This is a genomic window from Actinomadura geliboluensis, from assembly GCF_005889745.1.
GTDB classification, from domain to species: domain Bacteria; phylum Actinomycetota; class Actinomycetes; order Streptosporangiales; family Streptosporangiaceae; genus Spirillospora; species Spirillospora geliboluensis.
On record NZ_VCKZ01000195.1, the window covers coordinates 1 to 16,620 of the forward strand.

Consider the following 16,620-nt stretch of genomic DNA (forward strand, 5'->3'; position numbering starts at 1 on the left):
GTGGTGGGGCCGCCGACGTCGACGCCGAAGGAGTTCGTCGCGAGGCCCGCCCCGCCCTGCCACAGCTCGAACCCTGCCTCGACGCCGATGAGGTACCAGGCGTTGTCGATGTAGCCGCGCGACACCGCGTCCGCGGTGAAGGCCCGCAGGTCGAGGTCGTTGACCGACGTGGTGCCGGAGGTCCGGACGAAGGCGATGTAGTTCCAGTTCATCCGGCTGTACCAGACGTCCCAGGTGGCGCCGGAGATCTGGACGCCGGTCGCGACCCGCGACCCGGCCGGCTGGACGCCGCCGCGGTGGTTGAGCCAGATCATGACCTCGGCGCCGTCGGGGTCGGTGGCGGTGCTCGGGTGGCTGTCGTACCAGAGGTCGTAGGAGACGTTGTAGGCGCCCGAGGACGGCTGCGTCGTGCTCCAGTCGCTGGTGACGGCCGGCATGCCGCCGACCTGCACGGGGAGGCCGCTGCCGGAGGTGCACTGGCCCCAATGGCAGCCCTTGAAGAAGGACGGGTACGCGGCGGGGGCGCCGTTGGTGGCGTTGTTGTGCCCGGCCGAGTCGACGGTGAAGGACGTCCCGCCCACGGTGATGCACTGCGGGGTGTCCGCGCCCCAGATGTTGTTCTGCGCGATGTACGCGCCGCCGCTCACAGGAGTCGTGTCGGTGGCGCCGCACAACTGCGTCGCCGCGGACGCGGGGGCCACGTAGTACAGGGGGATCGCCAGCAGGGCCGCGGCAAGGACGGCACAGCTCTTCAGACGCGCTCTCATTGCGGAACCTCATTCGACGGTGTGGGAGCGCTCCCAAAGTCGCGGGCGCCGCGAACGCTGTCAAGAACGCGGCACCGCGCCCGCGGTGACCAGCCGTCCGGCGTGAAAGGCCGTGAAACGGGCGGGCCGCCCGCTACGGCAGCCCGAACAGCCGGGCGGCGCCGTCCCGGCAGACCGCGCGCAGCCAGTCGTCGCCGAGGTCGAGGGCGGCCAGCGACTCCAGCTGGTGGGCGTACGGGTACGGGATGTTGGGGAAGTCGGTGCCGAGCAGGACGCGCCCCGCCAGCCCCAGCTCGCGGAGCCGGGGCAGCAGCGCGTCCGGGAAGTCGGCCAGCCGGGCGAAGCTGGTGAACACCATCGTCGTGTCCAGGTGGACGCGCTCGTAGGCGTCCGCGAGGGCGAAGAAGCCGTCGAACTCCGGGGCGCCCATGTGCGCGACGATCGCCGTCAGGTCCGGGTGGCGGGCCAGGACCTCCCCGAACGGGCCGGGCCCGGTGAAGCCGTTCGCGACCGGGCCGGACCCGGCGTGCACGAGCGCGGGCACCCCCGCGTCGGCGAGCATCCCCCACACCGCGTCCAGCTCCTCGGCGCGCGGGTCGAAGCCGCCGACCTGGAGGTGGACCTTGAAGACCCGGGCGCCCGCCTCCAGGGCGCGGGCCGTGTACTCCGCGACGCCGGGCTCGGGGAAGAACGTGGCGGTCTGGAGGCACTCGGGGACGCGGGCGGCGAACTGCGCGGTCCAGTCGTTCAGCGACTCGGCCATGCCGGGGCGGTGCGGGTAGGCCAGCGAGGTGAACGCGCGCACGCCGAGGCCGCGCAGGAAAGCCAGCCGCTCCTCCTCCGACTCCCGGTAGGTGATCGGCCACTCGGTGCCGATCAGCGGCCCGGCCTCGTCGAAGTACTCCCACACCGCGCTCATCAGCCGCTGCGGCATGAAGTGGACGTGGACGTCGATGATGCCGGGCAGCCCGAGCGCCTGCCAGAACGCGGGGACGGCTGCGTCAGAACGGGGTTCGGCCACGCCCCGACCCTAGTGGCCGGTCAGCCGAGCTCCGCCAGCAGGTCCGGCAGCGCCCGCCGCAGCTCCCGCCGCCAGTACGGCCAGGTGTGGGTGCCCCGGTAGAAGTGCGTCGTGACCGGGATGCCGAGCTTCCCGAGCTTGCGGGCGAACTCCTCGCCGACCGTGCGGGCGAGCCGCTCCAGCACGTCCGGCCCGGCGCCGGGCCGGGGATCGTACGGACCTGGTCCGCCGTCCCCCGCGCTGATGTGCAGGCGGACGCCGGCGAGCCTGCCGGCCAGGTCGTAGGGATTGTGCTGGCGCCACACGACGCGCTGCTCGTCGGGGTCGCCCCACACGTCCGTCCAGTCGAGGCCCGGAGTGCCGATCGCGACGCCCAGCTCGACGAGGTCGGCGACGTCGAGCCCGGACGGGTCGCGGTACAGGGTGTGCAGCGGCCCGCTGAACGAGGCCGCCGCCCGGAACAGGCCGCGGTGCCGGGCCGCGTAGGCCAGCGCGCCGAGCCCGCCCATGGCGTTCCCCGCGATGGCGCGGTCCGGGCCGGCGCGGTATCCGCGCTCCAGGATCTGCCGGAGTTCGGCGAGATGGAACGTCTCCCATTGCGGCACGCCCCCGGTCCCGCGATTCCACCAGTCGGTGTAATTGCCGCACGGCCCGCCGTCCGGCATGACGACGAGGACGTCGGCGTCCTCGGTCAGCTCCTCGATGTCGGTGTGGTCACTCCAGGCGGTGTGGCCGTCGCGGCCGGCGCCGGCGCCGTGCAGGAGCCACAGCGCCGGCCAGGTGCGGGTCGCGTCCCGCGACCAGCCGCGCGGGAGCAGCAGCCGCACCCGGGCGACGTCGTCCAGGACGGGCGAGCGGACGGCCAGGTCGAGGACCCGGCGGCGGCGCCGGCGCTCGCCGACCACGGCGGCGCCGCCCGCGCGGCCGGCCGAGGGGGCCGCGCCGCCCGCGGCGACGGACGCCGCGAGCCCGGCGACCGCAACGATGAATCCCGCTCCCGCCACACCGCGCAGCCGCATGATTTTCGCCCCGGGTCAACCAGAAGTGCTTTCCTTGTAAGGATCCCCACTCGGCGGCATGTTTCAACGTTGAGTAATCGGTTTATAAAATGTCGGGCCGGACGTTCCGGTCCGGACCCCCTTGTAGGGTGACGCGGACGAGGGAGGGCGACCGGTCGAGATGCGGAGCGCCGAGATGCGGAGCAAGGCGGAGCTGGAGTCGGCCATCGCGGGCGGCGGGCGCGCGGTGCTGGTGATCAACTCCCGGTCGCGGCGGGGCCGCCGGCTGTACGGCACGGCCCGCCGCCTGCTGCGCGAGTCCGGCGTGGAGTTCCTGCACGTGTTCCCGGTCACCGACCCGACCCGGCTGCGCGACCTGTTCGCCGACGTCCTCGCCCTGGAGCCGGACCTCGTGGTCGTCGGCGGCGGGGACGGCACGGTCGCCGAGGCGGTCGGGCATCTGGCGCACCGCGACATCGCGCTCGGCGTGCTGCCGCTCGGCACCACCAACAACTTCGCCCGCAGCCTGGAGCTCCCGCTCGACCTGCCCGGCGCGGTCCGCACCCTCGCCGTCGGCCGGCCCGGCGCCGGGAAGGTCGCGGACGTGGACGTCGGCTGGTTCGAGTCGACCGGCGACCCGCAGGGCGCGGGCCCCGGCGCCGACCGCGAGCACATCTTCGCGAACATGGTGAGCCTCGGGCTGTCGGTGCAGGTCGCCGAGAACGTCCCGCACGCGCTCAAGCGGTTCGTGGGGCGGCCCGCCTACGCGCTGACGGCGGCGCGGCTGCTGCCCCGGCACGAGGCGTTCACCGCCCGCGTCACGATCGACGGCGAGACCCGCGAGCTGGCGACGCACCAGCTGAACATCGCCAACGGCGCGCACCACAGCGGGCAGCGGATCGCCCGCGACGCCAGCCCCGACGACCGGCTGCTGGCCGTCTACCGGCTCGGCGACGAGCGGCGGCTGCGGCTGGCGTCGGCGACGGCCCGGCACGTCCTCACCGGGCAGTGGCGGTCGCTGAGCGAGGACGCGTTCCTCACCACCGCGCGGGTCGAGATCGAGACCGACCCGCCGATGCGGGTCGACGTGGACGGCGAGATCCGCGGCCGCACCCCGGTCTCGATCAGGCTGCGCGGCAACGCGCTGCGGGTGATCGTCCCGCAGGCGTTCCTCGACACCTGACCGGCTACCCCGGCGCCGCCTCCCCCGCCATGGTGTACGCGCCGGCCTCCAGCCGCTCGATCAGCCCCCGCGTCCACGCCGTGGCCGACTCGGCGGAGTGCACCCAGTAGCCGAGCAGCTCGCGCAGGTGGTCGGACGGGTCCTGCTCGGCCAGGTGCGGCGCGACCGACGCGCGCCAGCCGGCCAGCCCGTCCAGCCGGCGGCGCAGCAGCGCGACCGCCTCGGCGCGCGGCAGCTCGGTGAGGAACCCGAGCCCGGCCGTCAGCATCTCCGGATGGCGGATGTCGACGGTGGCGAGGGCGGAGCGCAGCAGCCGCAGGAACTCCGCGCGGCCCGCGTCGGTGATCTCGTAGTCGGTGTGCGGCGGCCCGGCCTCGCTCTCCTCCACGTCGTGGGCGCGCAGCAGGCCCTCCTTGGCGAGCTGCCTCAGCGCGTGGTAGATCGAGCCGGGGTTGACGTGGGCCCACTCGTCCGAGCCCCACGACATCAGCTCGCGGCGCACCTCGTAGCCGTGCGCCCGCCCGAACCGCCGCACCCCGCCGAGCACCAGCAGCCGCGTCGTCGACATCATCTCCCCCTGATCGGCAAAACCCGTCCAGGGTAGACGGTCCGGGCGGGGCCCGGTGGTCAGCTCCGCAACGCGGCGAGTTCCGCGGCGGTGAGGGCGAGCCCGTCGGCGGCCATGTTCTCCTCCAGGTGCTCCGGTGAGCCGGTGCCGGGGATCGCCAGCGTGACCGGCGACAGGGCCAGCAGGCCCGCGAGGAGCACCTGCGGGACGGTCGCGCCGCGCGCGGCGGCGACCGCGTTCACGCGGGCCTCGTCGGGGATGCCGAAGCCGCCGAGCGGGAAGTACGGCGCGTAGGCGATGCCCTCGCGCTCGCAGACCTCCAGGAGTCCGGCGTCCTCCGGCCGGGTGATGTCGAACCGGTTCTGGAGCGCGGCGACCGGTGCGATCTCCCGCGCCTCGGCGAGCTGCGCCGCGCTGACATGGCTCAGTCCGAGATGCCGGATGAGACCTTCCTCACGCAGGCCGGCGAGGACCGCGAACCGCTCGCCGATCGGCTCGTCCGACGGCGCCTCCAGCCCGCCGTGCCGCAGGTAGACGAGGTCGAGGTGGTCGCGTCCGAGTTCGCGCAGGTTCCGCTCGACCTCGCCGCGCAGCCCGGAGGTGGGCAGTTGGCCGGTGGGGTGCGCGTCGCCGGGCCCCCGGTACGGCCCGACCTTGGTGGCGATGACCAGGCCGGGCGGGTAGGGGCTCAGCGCCGCGCGGATCATCTCGTTGGCCGCGGCGCCGTCCCGGTGGTAGTAGAACGCGGCGGTGTCGATGTGGTCGGCGCCCAGTTCGACGGCGCGCCGCAGGATCTTCAGCCCGGTCGCGCGGTCGTTCGGCGGGCCGCCGAGGGTGCTGACGGGCAGCCGCATCGCGCCGAAGCCCAGGCGCCTCACCCGCAGGTCGCCGCCGATGTCGAAGGTGTTCTCCGTGGTCATGCGCTTCACCGTGCCGCACGGCCCGGGGCGCGGCGAGCCGCTGGCAGGTTGCTGCCAGCCGCGGCGTGGCAGACTCGGTGGGGATGAGCGTGGATCTGGACCGGAACGTCGTGCTGCGCGGCGAGGCGGAGCTGGTCGAGCGCGCCGGGCGGCTGTTCGAGGCGTGCGAGGAGTTCGCCTGCGCCGCGACGGACATGAACACGTGGGCGATGCCGGGGGCGCGGGAGGCGATCGTCGCCGCGCGGCGCCGCGCCGGTCCCGGGCCCGCCGTCCGCAAGCTCTACACCCCGGCGGCGCTCGCGGACGAGGAGTCCGAGCGGCGGCTGGTGGAGCTGTCCCGCGCCGGGGTCCGGGTGCGGATCTGCACGGCGCCGCTCCCGCACGAGACGATCATCGTGGACCGGCGGGTCGCGATCCTGGCGGGCCCGCCGGCGGCGGGCGTGCGCGAGTACACGGTGGTCCGGTCGCCGGGCGTGGTGGAGGGCGTCGTCTCGCTGTATCAGGCGTCCTGGGAGACGGCGGCCGACCTCGCCGACCACCGCCGCGACCGGCCGCCCGCGCTGAGCGCGGAGAGCCGGCACATCCTGCGGCTGCTCGCCGCGGGGCTGAAGGACGAGGCGGCGGCGCGGCGGCTCGGCATGTCGCTGCGCACCTACCGGCGCCGCGTCGCGGAGATCCTCACGCTGCTGGACGCCGACTCCCGCTTCCAGGCCGGCATCCGCGCCCACGAGTCCGGCCTGCTCGGCTAGCCGCCCGCGAGCGCCACGAGCTTGATGAACACCAGCTCGGGGCCGGCGGTGAGGTCGACCTCCTCGTCGAGGTCCTCGACCTGCCGGTCCCCGGCGAGGACGAAGAACCCGTTGGCGCGGAACGCCGCCTCGGCGATCTCCGCCTGCCGCTCCCAGTCGACGCGGCGCGGCTCGCGCAGCCGGTAGCCGTTCAGCTCCGCCTCGGCGTCGTCCGGCCGGACCAGGCCGTTGAACCGGTCGGACGGCCGCGCGTTGTGCCGGGCGACCTCCTCGCGGACCCGGAGCCGGATCAGCTCGCGGACGGTCATCCGCTCCGGCAGCCCGTCGAGCCGGACCTCGGCGAGGGGCCGCCCGGTCGCGGTCTCGTCCTTGAAGGTCACGGCGGCCATCAGGCACCTCGCTTGATCTGCGTCAGGATCGACTCGTCGGTGATCTCGTCGTCGGCGGCGAGCAGGAACGCCTTGCTGAGGATCAGGGACAGCCGCTCCTCCTCGAACGGCAGGAACACCCCGGCGCCGGGCGCGCGGCGCTCCGGGACGACGCACAGGTACGCGCCGTCCGGTTCCATCGCGATGTTCGCCGAGCCCAGGTGGATCTTGTAGGTGCGCAGCTCGCCGCGGACGACCAGGTGCCGGCCGTCGAGCGAGCAGCGGTCGGCGATCTTCGTGCGGGGCAGGATGCGCGCCAGCGCGTCGGCGCGGGTCCGGGTCGTCTCGGCCGGTTCGGCGTGCCACGCGCGGTCCCAGTACTCGCGGCCCTCGCCGTCCTCCCACGCCGGGTCGGCGGCGATCGAGGTCACGCCGACGAACAGGTCGACGTCGCGCATCGCCTCGCTGAACACCAGCGGCGGGACGTCGGCGAGCCGCGCGCTCCGCCAGGCGCCGTCCACGCGGCGGTCGAACAGCACCCGGTTCGTGCCGGCGATCTCCTGCTCGTCCTCCCAGTCGGCGAGGACGTGCGAGAACCGGACCCGCCACTCCCCCGCCGCGAGGGTCCGCGCCGCCTCGTCCGCGCCGCCCGCGTCCCACGGGCCGAGCATGCCGCTGGTCCAGCCGCGCGCCCGGAACAGCGCGAACATCCGCCGGTAGTGGACGAGGTGCGCGGCGAACCGGTTGGAGTACGTCCCGGTCCCCTCCTCGGCCGGGGTGAGCAGGTAGATCTCGCGGAACGCCTGCTTGAACGGCTGCCTGATCCGCCGCTCGACGACCAGGTCGCGCCAGGCCCGCACCTCGTCCGGCTCCGCCCTGATCGGGTGCCACAGCCGGACGCGCGCGTCCTCGGCGGCGTCCGGGATCGCGCCGGCCTCGGGCAGCACGGCCCGCCACTCGCCGGGAGCGGTCTCGATCTCCCAGATCAGGCCGCGCACGGTCGGCCCCGCGATCGTGTGGTGGACGAGCGTGTCCCGCCACCGGCCGAAGGGGTGGGTCGCGTCGGCGGTGAAGCCGCTCTCCAGGGCGCGCACGAGGGTGGCGACCTGCGCGTCGATGCGCTTGACGAGGCCGCGAAGCTCCTTCAGCTCGTCCTTGTGGTCGCGCCGGACGGCCGCGGGGACGCCCTTCAGCGCCCTGCCGTCCTTCTCGAAGGTCAGCGCGGCCTTGCCGGCGACGGTGATCTCGGCGGTGCACCCGCCGAGGTCGCGGCGCAGGACGCCGGGGTCGGGGAGGCGGAGGGCGACCTCGGCGCGTTCGCCCAGGGCCGCGTCGGCCTTCTTGAGCATCTTGTCGAGCTGCTTGGGCACGCCCGCGTGCCGGACGTTCCGCCGGACGTGCCGGATCGCGGCGACCAGCTCGGGCGTCGGGAAGTCCAGCCCGGCCCGGACGATCTCGTACAGCAGCGCCTGCGACGGCAGCGTCCTCGCCTGGGTCGGCGCGATCGAGATGTCGGGGAGGAGGCGGTCGAAGAAGGCCGGGAGCCACTCCTCGTCCCGCAGCAGCGCGAGGCGCGCGGCGCGGCCGAGCGCCTGGACCTCGTCGGCGGTGAACGCCGCGTCGGCCCGGTACGGGATCTCGCCGTCCTGGATCGCGCGTGCGCGGGCGCCCGCGGTCTCCAGGGCGCGGCGGGCGAACCGGGCGTATTCGGGGATCGCGGCGACGCGCTCCCACGCGTCCGGGAGGTGCGGCGGGGAGTCGTGGGCGCGGGCCCGGTCCAGCTCGGCCAGCAGTACCCGCTCCTCGGGGGCGAGCCGGACGGCGACGGCGAACTCGTCCAGCGCGATCTCGCCCGTCCTGCCGCGGCGGAGGCGTCCGGCGGTGCGCCGCAGGACGCCGTCTCCGGCGACCCCGCCGACGGCGAGGAGGGCGAAGGGCTTCTCGGCGCGGTCGTGGTCGAGGAGGTAGTCGACCAGCGTGGCCGCGGGGCCGGCGACATCGGGCCACGGGCCCTGGCAGCGGGCCAGCGCCGCCGCCCCCAGGGCGATATCGGCCCATTTGCGGGCCGTCAGCCCGTCGACGAGCGCCACGAACACCTGCTCGCACGCCTCCGGCGTGAAGCGCGGCTGACGGTTCTTCACCTCCTCCTCCACCATGAACCGGACGCAGGTCGAGACATGGTCCGGCGCGCGGCCGAGCCCGTACGCGACGGGCAGGAGGCCGCCGAGTTCGGCGTCGGAGAGCCGTCCGATCTCGCCGTACCAGCCGCGGAAGTCCTCGGTGTCGGCCGCGGTCGGGGCGGTCATGGCGCGCAGCAGCCGCGCGGCGAGCTCCATCAGGCGCCCCGCCTGATCTGCCGCAGCACGGCCTCGTCGGTGATCCGGTGGTCGGCGGCGAGCAGCGCGGCGAGGCCGATGATCTGGGTGAGCCGCTCGTCCTCGAACGGCAGGAACAGCCCCTTCGGCCCCGGCCGGCGGGCGGGCTCCACCCGCAGCCGGGCGTTGCCGGGCTCCATCAGCACGCCCGCCGACCCCAGGTGGATCTTGTAGGTGCGCAGCTCGCCCCGGACGACCAGGAACCGGCCGTCGACCGCGCAGCGCGCGCCGATCCTGGTGCCGGGCAGGACGCGGCGCAGCACGTCGCCGCGGATCTCCGCGCTCGCGGACGGCGCGCCGAACGGCTCCTCCTCGGTGAGCGAGGTGACCCGCAGGAACAGGTCCACCTCCCGCGCGCCCTCGCTGAACACCAGCGGCGGCACGTCCGCCGGGCGGACCTCCCGCCAGCGGCCGGCGGTCTTCCGCTCGAACCGGGTGCCGCCGTGGCGGCAGACCCGCCACTCGCCCTCGGCGAAGACCCGCCGCAGCTCGCCGTCGAAATCCGGGGCGGGCTCGGCGACGGCGCGGCCGTGCGGGCCCGCGTGCCGGTAGGTCTCGCGGAACGCCTGCTTGAACGGCTGCGCCATCCGGTTGCCGGTCACGAAGCCGCGCCACGCCCGCACGGCGCCCGGGAAGGCCCGCGCGGGATGCCACAGCCGGACGCGCGCCTCCGCGGGCGGTTCGGGCAGTGCCCGGCCGTCCACCGTCACCAGCACGTCCTCGCCGGGGGTGGCCGCGTGCCAGACGCCGCCCGGCGCCTCGAACTCCCACACCAGGCCGCGCGCGACCGCGCCGGTGACGGGGTGGTCGCGGTAGTAGCGGCACCACTCGGCGTACGGCCAGGAGCGCTCGACCGCCATCAGCGCCTCGACCCGGGTCCGCTCGGCGGCGAGCGTCGCGCGGACCTGCTTCACCAGCGACTTCAGCTCCTTGATCTCGGCGGCGAACGGGACCTTGAGCGCGCCGGGGACGGTGCGCAGCGGCCGGCCGTCGGCGCCGGTGAAGGTGAGCCGGACGGTCAGCGGGTCGGCGATGACGAGCACCGCCTGGTAGGCGCCGATGTCGCGGGCGAGCGAGCCGTCGCGGCCGAGGCCGTGCCCGGGGACGCCGCGCTCCACCAGCTGCGCGGGGGTGATGCCGCGGCGGGCCGCCGCCGCCTCGACGGCCGCGGCGATCTGCCGGCCGAGGCCCGGGTAGCGGACGTCGCGGCTCAGCCCGCGCAGCACGTCCAGGGCGCGCGGGTCGGTGAACTCGCCGAGCGCGTTGACGGCCCCGCCCGCGAGCTTCGCGGACGGCTCGAACTCGCGGGTCACCCCGGCGGCGCGGCGCGCGATCACGTCCAGCAGCGGGATCACGCCGGGGTCGCCGAGCAGCGCGGCGGCCCACACCCGGCCGCGGCCGCCCGGCTCGGCGCGCAGCGACGGGTCGGAGAACGGCCGGCCGCCGACGAGGTCCGGCTCCTTCGTCGCGTACCAGCGCACCCTGCGCAGCACCTCGTCGCGGGCGGCGGGGTCGGCCAGGAGTTCCAGCGTGCGGCGGCGCCAGGCGCGGGTCGGCCGCGGCGCGTTGAGCGCGTCCAGATGCGCCCGGAGGTCGGCGGAGTCGTCTGACATGGGGTGATCTTTCCAGAAGGCCGCGGCGGGTTCCCGGTGTTTCGCTGATCGGCGCCCGCCGCTCAGCGGTCGAGCTGGCGGGTGATCGCCGGGTCGGTGATCTTGTGGTCGGCGGCGAGCAGGAACGCCTTGCTGAGGATCAGCGACAGCCGCTCGTCCTCGAACGGCAGGAACAGCGCGCCCTGGCCCCGGCCGCTCGCCCGGACGACGCACAGGTAGGCGCCGTCGGGCTCCATCAGCACGTTCGCCGAGCCCAGATGGATCTTGTAGGTGCGCAGCTCGCCCCGGACCACCAGGTAGCGGCCCTCGATCCGGCAGCGGGCGGCGATCTTCGTGCGCGGCAGGATCCGCTCCAGCGCGGCGCGGCGGACCTCGGCGTTCGCGGTCAGCTCCCCGACCGTCGCCCCGCGCCAGTAGGCGGTGAAGCGCTCCTCGCCGCCGTCGGCCCACCGCGGGTCGGCGGCGATGGAGGTGACGGCCGCGAACAGGTCGACGTCGCGCATGGCCTCGCTGAAGACGGCCGGCGGGACGTCGGCGAGCGGCGCCTCCCGCCACCGGCGGCCGCTGCGCCGCTCGAACCGGACCTGGTCGGTCGTCGCGTGGGCTGGGGCGTAGTCGAAGTCCTCCTCGGCGGGCTCGTGGTGGAAGCAGGCCCGCCACTCCCCGCCGCCGAACTCGCCGCGCGCCTCGCCGTTGTAGCCGCCCTGGTGGCGGCCGAGGAAGTTCGACTGCCAGCCGCGCTCCTTGAACAGCGCGTACAGCTGCGCGTAGCGGACGATGTGGGCCGCGAACCGGTTGGAGTACGTGCCGGTCTCCTCCTCGGCGGGGGTGAGCAGGTAGATCTCCCGGAACGCCTGCTTGAACGGCTGCCGGACCTGCTCGTCGGCGACCCGCTCCCGCCAGGCGCGGACATCGTCGAGCGCGGCCCGGATGGGATGCCACAGCCGCACCTCGGCGGGCTTGCCGTCCGCGTCGCCGAGCGCGGCGCGCCAGTCGCCCCCCTCGTCTCGGAACTCCCAGATCAGGCCGCGGGCGAGGACACCGGTGACCGGGTGGTCGCGGTAGTACTCGCACCATTCGGCGAAGGGCCAGACGCGCTCCTCCGACATCAGCGCCTCGATGCGCGCCCGCTCGCCCGACAGCGTGGCCCGCACCTCCTTGGCGAGCGCCTTCAGCTCCTTGAGCTCCGCCGGGAAGCCGTCCTTGACCGCCGCCGGGGCCGTCCGGGACGGGCGCCCGTCCGGGCCGGCGAAGGTGAGCCGGACGGTCGCCGCGTCCTCGATCGCGACCCGCGCGGTGTGCGCGCCGATCACCCGCTCCGCCGAGCCGTCCGGGGCGAGGCCGTGCGCGGGCACGGTCCGCTCGACGAGCTGCGCGGGCGTGATGCCCTGCCGCCCCGCCGCCGTCTCCAGCGCGGTGTCGAGCTGCTTGCGCAGCGCCCGGTGCCTGGTCTTGGCGCGCAACCGCCACAGCGACTCCAGCGCGGCGGGGTCGTCGAGCGCGGCCAGCGCGTTGATCGACGCGCCCGCGAGCTTGAGGTCCTCCGGGAGGCCGCTGCCGTCCCGTCCCGTGCGCAGGGCCAGGGCCTCCAGGTGGGACGCCGTGGCGGGGCCGGCGGTCAGGGCGGCCGCCCAGACGACGCCGCGCGCGAGGTCACCGTGGTTCTGGTGGACGAGCCCGTAGTACCCGGGCTCCTCGTCCTCGGCGAGGCCGCGGAGCGCGTCGGCGATCGCCGCGCGGGCCGAGGCCGCGTCGGCGAGGGACACGCACTCGCGCCGCCACTTCTGGGAGGGGCGCGGCGCCGACAGGGCCGCCAGATGCCGGACGAACCGGGCCGCCTCGACCGTCGGCTCCGCCTGCGCGAGGTCGCGGAGCCGCGCCGCCCACGAGTCGCGGACGGGGAGCAGCCCGTCGGGGACGAGGGTCTCGTCCAGGGTCTCCAGCAGCCCCCACAGCCGTCCGACGAGCGAGGGGCGGAAGCCGCCCGGGAGGTCCAGCCGGGCGAGCACGGCGGACAGATTCCGCAGCCTGGGCTCCAGGTCCCGCAGGGGCTCGGCGGCGAGGGACTCGGTGGCGGTCAGGGCCGCGTTGAGCGCCTCGGGGATCCGGTTGCCGTCGGCGATGCCGGCGGCGCACTCCAGCAGCACCGCGGCCTCGTCGCGGGACCAGCCTCCGGCCCCGGAGGACGACCGGCGCAGGTCCGAGGCGTACTGCCAGAGCAGCCAGTCGTGCGTGCGCGAGGCGAGCAAGAACGCCACCACGAAGGCCCTGAGCCCGGCGTCCGAGGAGGACGGCAGCCGCTTCCCGAACTCCGTGCGGATGGCCGCCCGCTGCTGCTCGCGCCGCTTGTCGAGCAGCGCGGCGCACTCGCGCTCACCGAGCCGGCCCGAGGTGAGTCGCGGGTCGAGCAGCTCGGGGAAGGCCATCGGCGCGAGGAGGTCGAGCGCCCAGCGGGCGTCGGCGAGGGCGGCGAGCCGGACGCCGTCCAGGCCGTCGCCCGTACGAGACTCGGCGACGAGGGAGTCGTGGAGCATGGCGCGATGCTGGCAGACGGGACCGACAGAAACCGGGCGATCGCGACACCTGGTCAGTGACCTCGTGGTCACCTACGCTCGGGGTACCGCAAATAGAACGAGGTTCGGGACGGCCATGGCGCACAGCGTGGTGATCATCGGTAGCGGGTTCGGCGGGATCGGGATGGCGATCCGGCTCCGGGAGGCGGGCGTCCACGACGTGGTGGTCCTGGAGAAGGCCGCGGGACTCGGCGGCACCTGGCGGGACAACACCTACCCCGGCGCGGCCTGCGACGTCCCGTCCCACCTGTACTCGTTCTCGTTCGAGCGCAAGACCGACTGGACGCGCCGGTTCCCGCCGCAGCCGGAGATCCTCGACTACCTGTGGCACTGCGCCCGCAAGTACGGGGTGCTGGACAAGGTCCGGTTCGGCACCGAGGTCACCGAGGCGCGCTTCGACGAGGACGCCGCGCTCTGGCGGATCTCCACGACCGGCGGCGACCTGGAGGCGCGGGTCCTGGTCTCGGCGTGCGGGCAGCTGAACCGGCCGGTGCTGCCGGAGATCGAGGGGCGCGGCTCGTTCGCCGGGACGAGCTTCCACTCCGCGCGCTGGGACCACGGCGCCGACCTGCGCGGCAAGCGCGTCGCCGTGATCGGGACGGGCGCGAGCGCGATCCAGTTCGTCCCGGAGGTCGCGAAGGAGGCGGCGGAGCTGCGGCTGTTCCAGCGGTCCGCGCCCTACGTGATCGACAAACCGGACCGGGTGTACCGGCCGTGGCAGCAGGCCGCCATGAAGCACGTCCCGGGGCTGTGGGAGCTGAACCGCGGCTACACGTACTTGGCGTACGAGGCGCGCGCGCTGGGCTTCATCAAGTACCCGAAGCTGATGGCGATGCTGGAGAACCGCTTCAAGAACACCCTGAGGGACGGCATCGACGACCCCGTGCTGCGGGACGCGCTGATCCCCGGCTACCCGATGGGCTGCAAGCGGATCCTGATCTCCAGCGACTACTATCCGGCGCTCGCCCGGCCCAACGTCGACCTCGTCACCGACCCGATCGAGCGCATCACGCCGACCGGCGTCCGGACGGCCCGCCGCGCCTACGACGTGGACGCCATCGTCTACGGGACCGGGTTCCGCTCCACCGAGTTCCTCTCCCCCATGAAGATCGTCGGACGGGACGGCCGGGAGCTGAACGAGGCGTGGCGCGACGGCGCGCAGGCGCACCTCGGCATCACGGTCAGCGGCTTCCCGAACCTGTTCCTGCTCTACGGCCCGTACACCAACCTGGGGCACAACTCGATCATCTACATGCTGGAGTCGCAGTTCCGGTACGTCCTCGGCTGCGTGGAGGCGCTGCGCGGCGCCGGGCTCGCCTGGATCGACGTGAAGCCGGACGTCCAGGACGCCTTCACCCGCGAGATGCGCGAGCGGATGCGCACGACCGTGTGGGAGGCGGGCTGCCAGAGCTGGTACATGACGGCCGACGGCACGGTGGTCAACAACTGGCCCGGGTTCACCTTCGCCTACCGCCGCGCGACGCGCCGACCGGACCCGCGGCACTTCACCGCGCGGCGGGCGGCCTAGGCTCGGGGCATGCCGACCGCCTTCATCACCGGCGCGACCGCGGGCATCGGCCACGCGTTCGCGCGCCGCCTCGCCTCCGACGGGTTCGACCTGGTCCTGCTGGCCCGCGACGCCGAGCGCCTGGACCGCACCGCCGCGGAGCTGCGCGACCACTACGCCGTCCGGGCCGAGGCCCTGCCCGCCGACCTGTCCGCCGAGGACGGGCTGGCCGCGGCCGAGGAGCGCGTCCGCGAGGACGTGGACCTGCTGGTCAACAACGCCGGGTTCGGCAACCGGGGCGTGTTCCTCGACGTCCCGGTGTCGGACGAGCTGACCATGCTGAAGGTGCACTGCGAGGCCGTCCTGCGGCTCACGCACGCGGCGCTGCCGGGCATGCTGGAGCGCGGCCGGGGCGCCGTGGTCAACGTGTCGTCGATGGCGGCGTTCGCGACGCGCGGCACCTACGGGGCGTCCAAGGCGTGGGTGGTGAGCTTCAGCCAGGGCATCGCGGCCGACCTGCGGCAGCGGTCGCGCGGCGGCGTCCGGGTGATGGCGCTGTGCCCCGGCTACGTGCGCACCGAGTTCCACGAGCGCGCCCACATGGACATGTCGGCCCTGCCGGAGTTCATGTGGCTCGACAAGGACGACGTCGTCGACACCGCGCTGCGCGACCTGCGCCGCGGCGCGCAGATCAGCATCCCGGGCGCGCAGTACAAGGCGCTCGCGGGCGCCGCCCGGCTCGTCCCGCGCGGGCTGGTCACCCGGCTGTCGTCCACCACTGGCCGCCGGTACGACTGAGCGTCAAGTAAGCAGTCACTTGCAACGACGGGACGGAGGGGGCACGCTGAAAGGACAGGTCGATTCGATGGCGCGCCGAACGACATGCCCCGCCCCCGTCCACCGAGAGGTTCCTCCCGATGGGTTCCGACCTGGGTTATGCCGCCCTCGCCTTAATCGCGACCACCGCCTACTACATCGCGTTCCTGGTGTTCCGGGCGTCCGCACGCCGGATGGAGCCGCTGCGCGGCAGCCGCCCGTTCCGCGTCGCCCGGCTGATGCTCACCGACCCGGTGTGGCTCGGTGGCGGGCTGCTGCTGTTCCTCGGCCTCGGCTACGAGGTGGTGGCGTTCTCGGCGATGCCGCTCGCCGTCGCGCAGCCGATCTTCGCGGTGGCGCTGGTGATGCTCGTCGCGTACGCGGTGCGCTTCCTCGGCGAGCGGCTCAGCCTCCGCGAGTGGACGAGCGTCGCGCTGTTCGTGCTCGCCACCATGCTGATCGGGCTCTCCGCCACCGAGGAGGGCGAGCTGCACGCCGACGCCACGCTGACCGGCACCCTCGCCCGGCCGTGGCTGATGATCGCCATCTGCGCGCCGGCGGTCGTCATCGCGGCGCTGGTGTGGCTCGTCGGGGACCGCCGGGCGAGCGGCCGGCACGCCCGCAAGCTCGCCGGCGTCGCCTACGGCGTCGGCGCCGGGGCGTGCGCGGGCCTGGCCGAGGCCGGCATCCGCGGCATCGCGATCGTCTACCAGGAGACCGGCAGCTTCCAGGCGGTGCTGCAGTCGGCCTACCCGTGGCTGACGATCGGCCTCGCCGCGATCGCGCTCGGCCAGCTCCAGGTCGCGCTGCAGCGCTGCCGGATCGCGATCGTCGCCGTCGTGCTCACCGTCATCGGCCGGTCGTACCTGCTGCTCAGCAGCTCGGTCCTGTTCGGCGAGGACTGGCCGCGCGACGCGGGCCCGTTCGCGCTGCGGGCCTGCGGGTTCGTGCTGGCGCTGGTCGCGCTTGTGCTGTTCCCCCGGCACGAGGAGCCGGAACCGGCCGCCCGCGACACCGTGCACGCCGCCCTTGATCCCCGTACATTGCCCAGATGGCCCTCCACTCCCGCCGGTCCCTCCTGACGGGGGTGCTCGGCGCGCTCCTGGCGCTCCCGCTCCTCGCCCTCCCGCCGCTGTCGGCCCCCGCGTCCGCCGTCGTGGGC

14 protein-coding genes are annotated in these 16,620 nt (G+C 74.5%); 5 read left to right on the forward strand and 9 right to left on the reverse strand.

What is annotated here, in order from left to right; all coding sequences use genetic code 11:
* The 3 genes from ETD96_RS24475 to ETD96_RS24485 all read right to left on the reverse strand — a co-directional run.
* On the reverse strand, positions 1-767 hold a 767-nt coding region (locus ETD96_RS24475), incomplete at its 3' end, for a GH12 family glycosyl hydrolase domain-containing protein (RefSeq protein ID WP_420884779.1).
* A 133-nt stretch (positions 768-900) separates the two neighbouring features.
* Positions 901-1,788, reverse strand: coding sequence for an amidohydrolase family protein (locus tag ETD96_RS24480; RefSeq protein WP_138638822.1), 888 nt, complete (start codon positions 1,786-1,788; stop codon positions 901-903).
* 20 nt (positions 1,789-1,808) lie between these two features.
* Positions 1,809-2,807, reverse strand: coding sequence for an alpha/beta hydrolase (locus tag ETD96_RS24485; RefSeq protein ID WP_138638823.1), 999 nt, complete (start codon positions 2,805-2,807; stop codon positions 1,809-1,811).
* Between the two features lie 175 nt (positions 2,808-2,982).
* Between ETD96_RS24485 and ETD96_RS24490 the strand changes: the two genes are divergently transcribed.
* Positions 2,983-3,969, forward strand: a complete 987-nt coding sequence (locus ETD96_RS24490) for a diacylglycerol/lipid kinase family protein (protein WP_138638824.1) — start codon at positions 2,983-2,985, stop codon at positions 3,967-3,969.
* A gap of 4 nt (positions 3,970-3,973) precedes the next feature.
* On the opposite strand, the gene ETD96_RS24495 is transcribed toward ETD96_RS24490, so the two are convergent.
* Both ETD96_RS24495 and ETD96_RS24500 read right to left on the reverse strand, forming a co-directional pair.
* Complete coding sequence (locus ETD96_RS24495; RefSeq protein WP_338072593.1) at positions 3,974-4,540, reverse strand: PadR family transcriptional regulator; 567 nt, start codon at positions 4,538-4,540, stop codon at positions 3,974-3,976.
* A 56-nt stretch (positions 4,541-4,596) separates the two neighbouring features.
* The gene (locus ETD96_RS24500) at positions 4,597-5,457 is read right to left on the reverse strand and encodes an aldo/keto reductase (protein ID WP_138638825.1); all 861 of its coding nucleotides are present in this window, start codon (positions 5,455-5,457) and stop codon (positions 4,597-4,599) included.
* A gap of 83 nt (positions 5,458-5,540) precedes the next feature.
* On the opposite strand from ETD96_RS24500, the gene ETD96_RS24505 reads away from it, so the two are divergent.
* The gene (locus ETD96_RS24505) at positions 5,541-6,206 is read left to right on the forward strand and encodes a helix-turn-helix domain-containing protein (protein WP_138638826.1); all 666 of its coding nucleotides are present in this window, start codon (positions 5,541-5,543) and stop codon (positions 6,204-6,206) included.
* Here the strand turns inward: ETD96_RS24505 and ETD96_RS24510 are convergent.
* The 4 genes from ETD96_RS24510 to ETD96_RS24525 form a co-directional block, all read right to left on the reverse strand.
* Positions 6,203-6,595, reverse strand: coding sequence for a hypothetical protein (locus ETD96_RS24510; protein ID WP_138638827.1), 393 nt, complete (start codon positions 6,593-6,595; stop codon positions 6,203-6,205). The two genes, ETD96_RS24505 and ETD96_RS24510, sit on opposite strands and share 4 nt — an antisense overlap.
* On the reverse strand, positions 6,595-8,910 hold the full coding sequence (locus ETD96_RS24515) for a DUF4132 domain-containing protein (protein ID WP_138638828.1): 2,316 nt from the start codon (positions 8,908-8,910) through the stop codon (positions 6,595-6,597). The genes ETD96_RS24510 and ETD96_RS24515 overlap by 1 nt, the downstream gene beginning before the upstream one ends.
* Positions 8,910-10,562 carry a DUF4132 domain-containing protein gene (locus ETD96_RS24520; RefSeq protein ID WP_138638829.1) on the reverse strand — a complete coding sequence of 551 codons (1,653 nt, stop codon included), beginning with the start codon at positions 10,560-10,562 and terminating at the stop codon, positions 8,910-8,912. Before ETD96_RS24520 ends, ETD96_RS24515 begins: the two co-directional genes overlap by 1 nt.
* 62 nt (positions 10,563-10,624) lie before the next feature.
* On the reverse strand, positions 10,625-13,096 hold the full coding sequence (locus ETD96_RS24525) for a DUF4132 domain-containing protein (protein ID WP_138638830.1): 2,472 nt from the start codon (positions 13,094-13,096) through the stop codon (positions 10,625-10,627).
* Positions 13,097-13,211: 115 nt separating this feature from the next.
* Between ETD96_RS24525 and ETD96_RS24530 the strand changes: the two genes are divergently transcribed.
* The 3 genes from ETD96_RS24530 (at position 13,212) to ETD96_RS24540 (ending at position 16,540) form a co-directional block, all read left to right on the forward strand.
* Positions 13,212-14,663, forward strand: a complete 1,452-nt coding sequence (locus tag ETD96_RS24530; protein ID WP_138638831.1) for a flavin-containing monooxygenase — start codon at positions 13,212-13,214, stop codon at positions 14,661-14,663.
* Positions 14,664-14,672: 9 nt separating this feature from the next.
* Positions 14,673-15,440 carry an SDR family NAD(P)-dependent oxidoreductase gene (locus ETD96_RS24535; RefSeq protein WP_138638832.1) on the forward strand — a complete coding sequence of 256 codons (768 nt, stop codon included), beginning with the start codon at positions 14,673-14,675 and terminating at the stop codon, positions 15,438-15,440.
* Between the two features lie 119 nt (positions 15,441-15,559).
* Positions 15,560-16,540 (forward strand): DMT family transporter, encoded by a 981-nt coding sequence (locus ETD96_RS24540; protein WP_138638833.1) that lies wholly within the window; start codon positions 15,560-15,562, stop codon positions 16,538-16,540.
* Positions 16,541-16,620 lie beyond the last annotated feature (80 nt).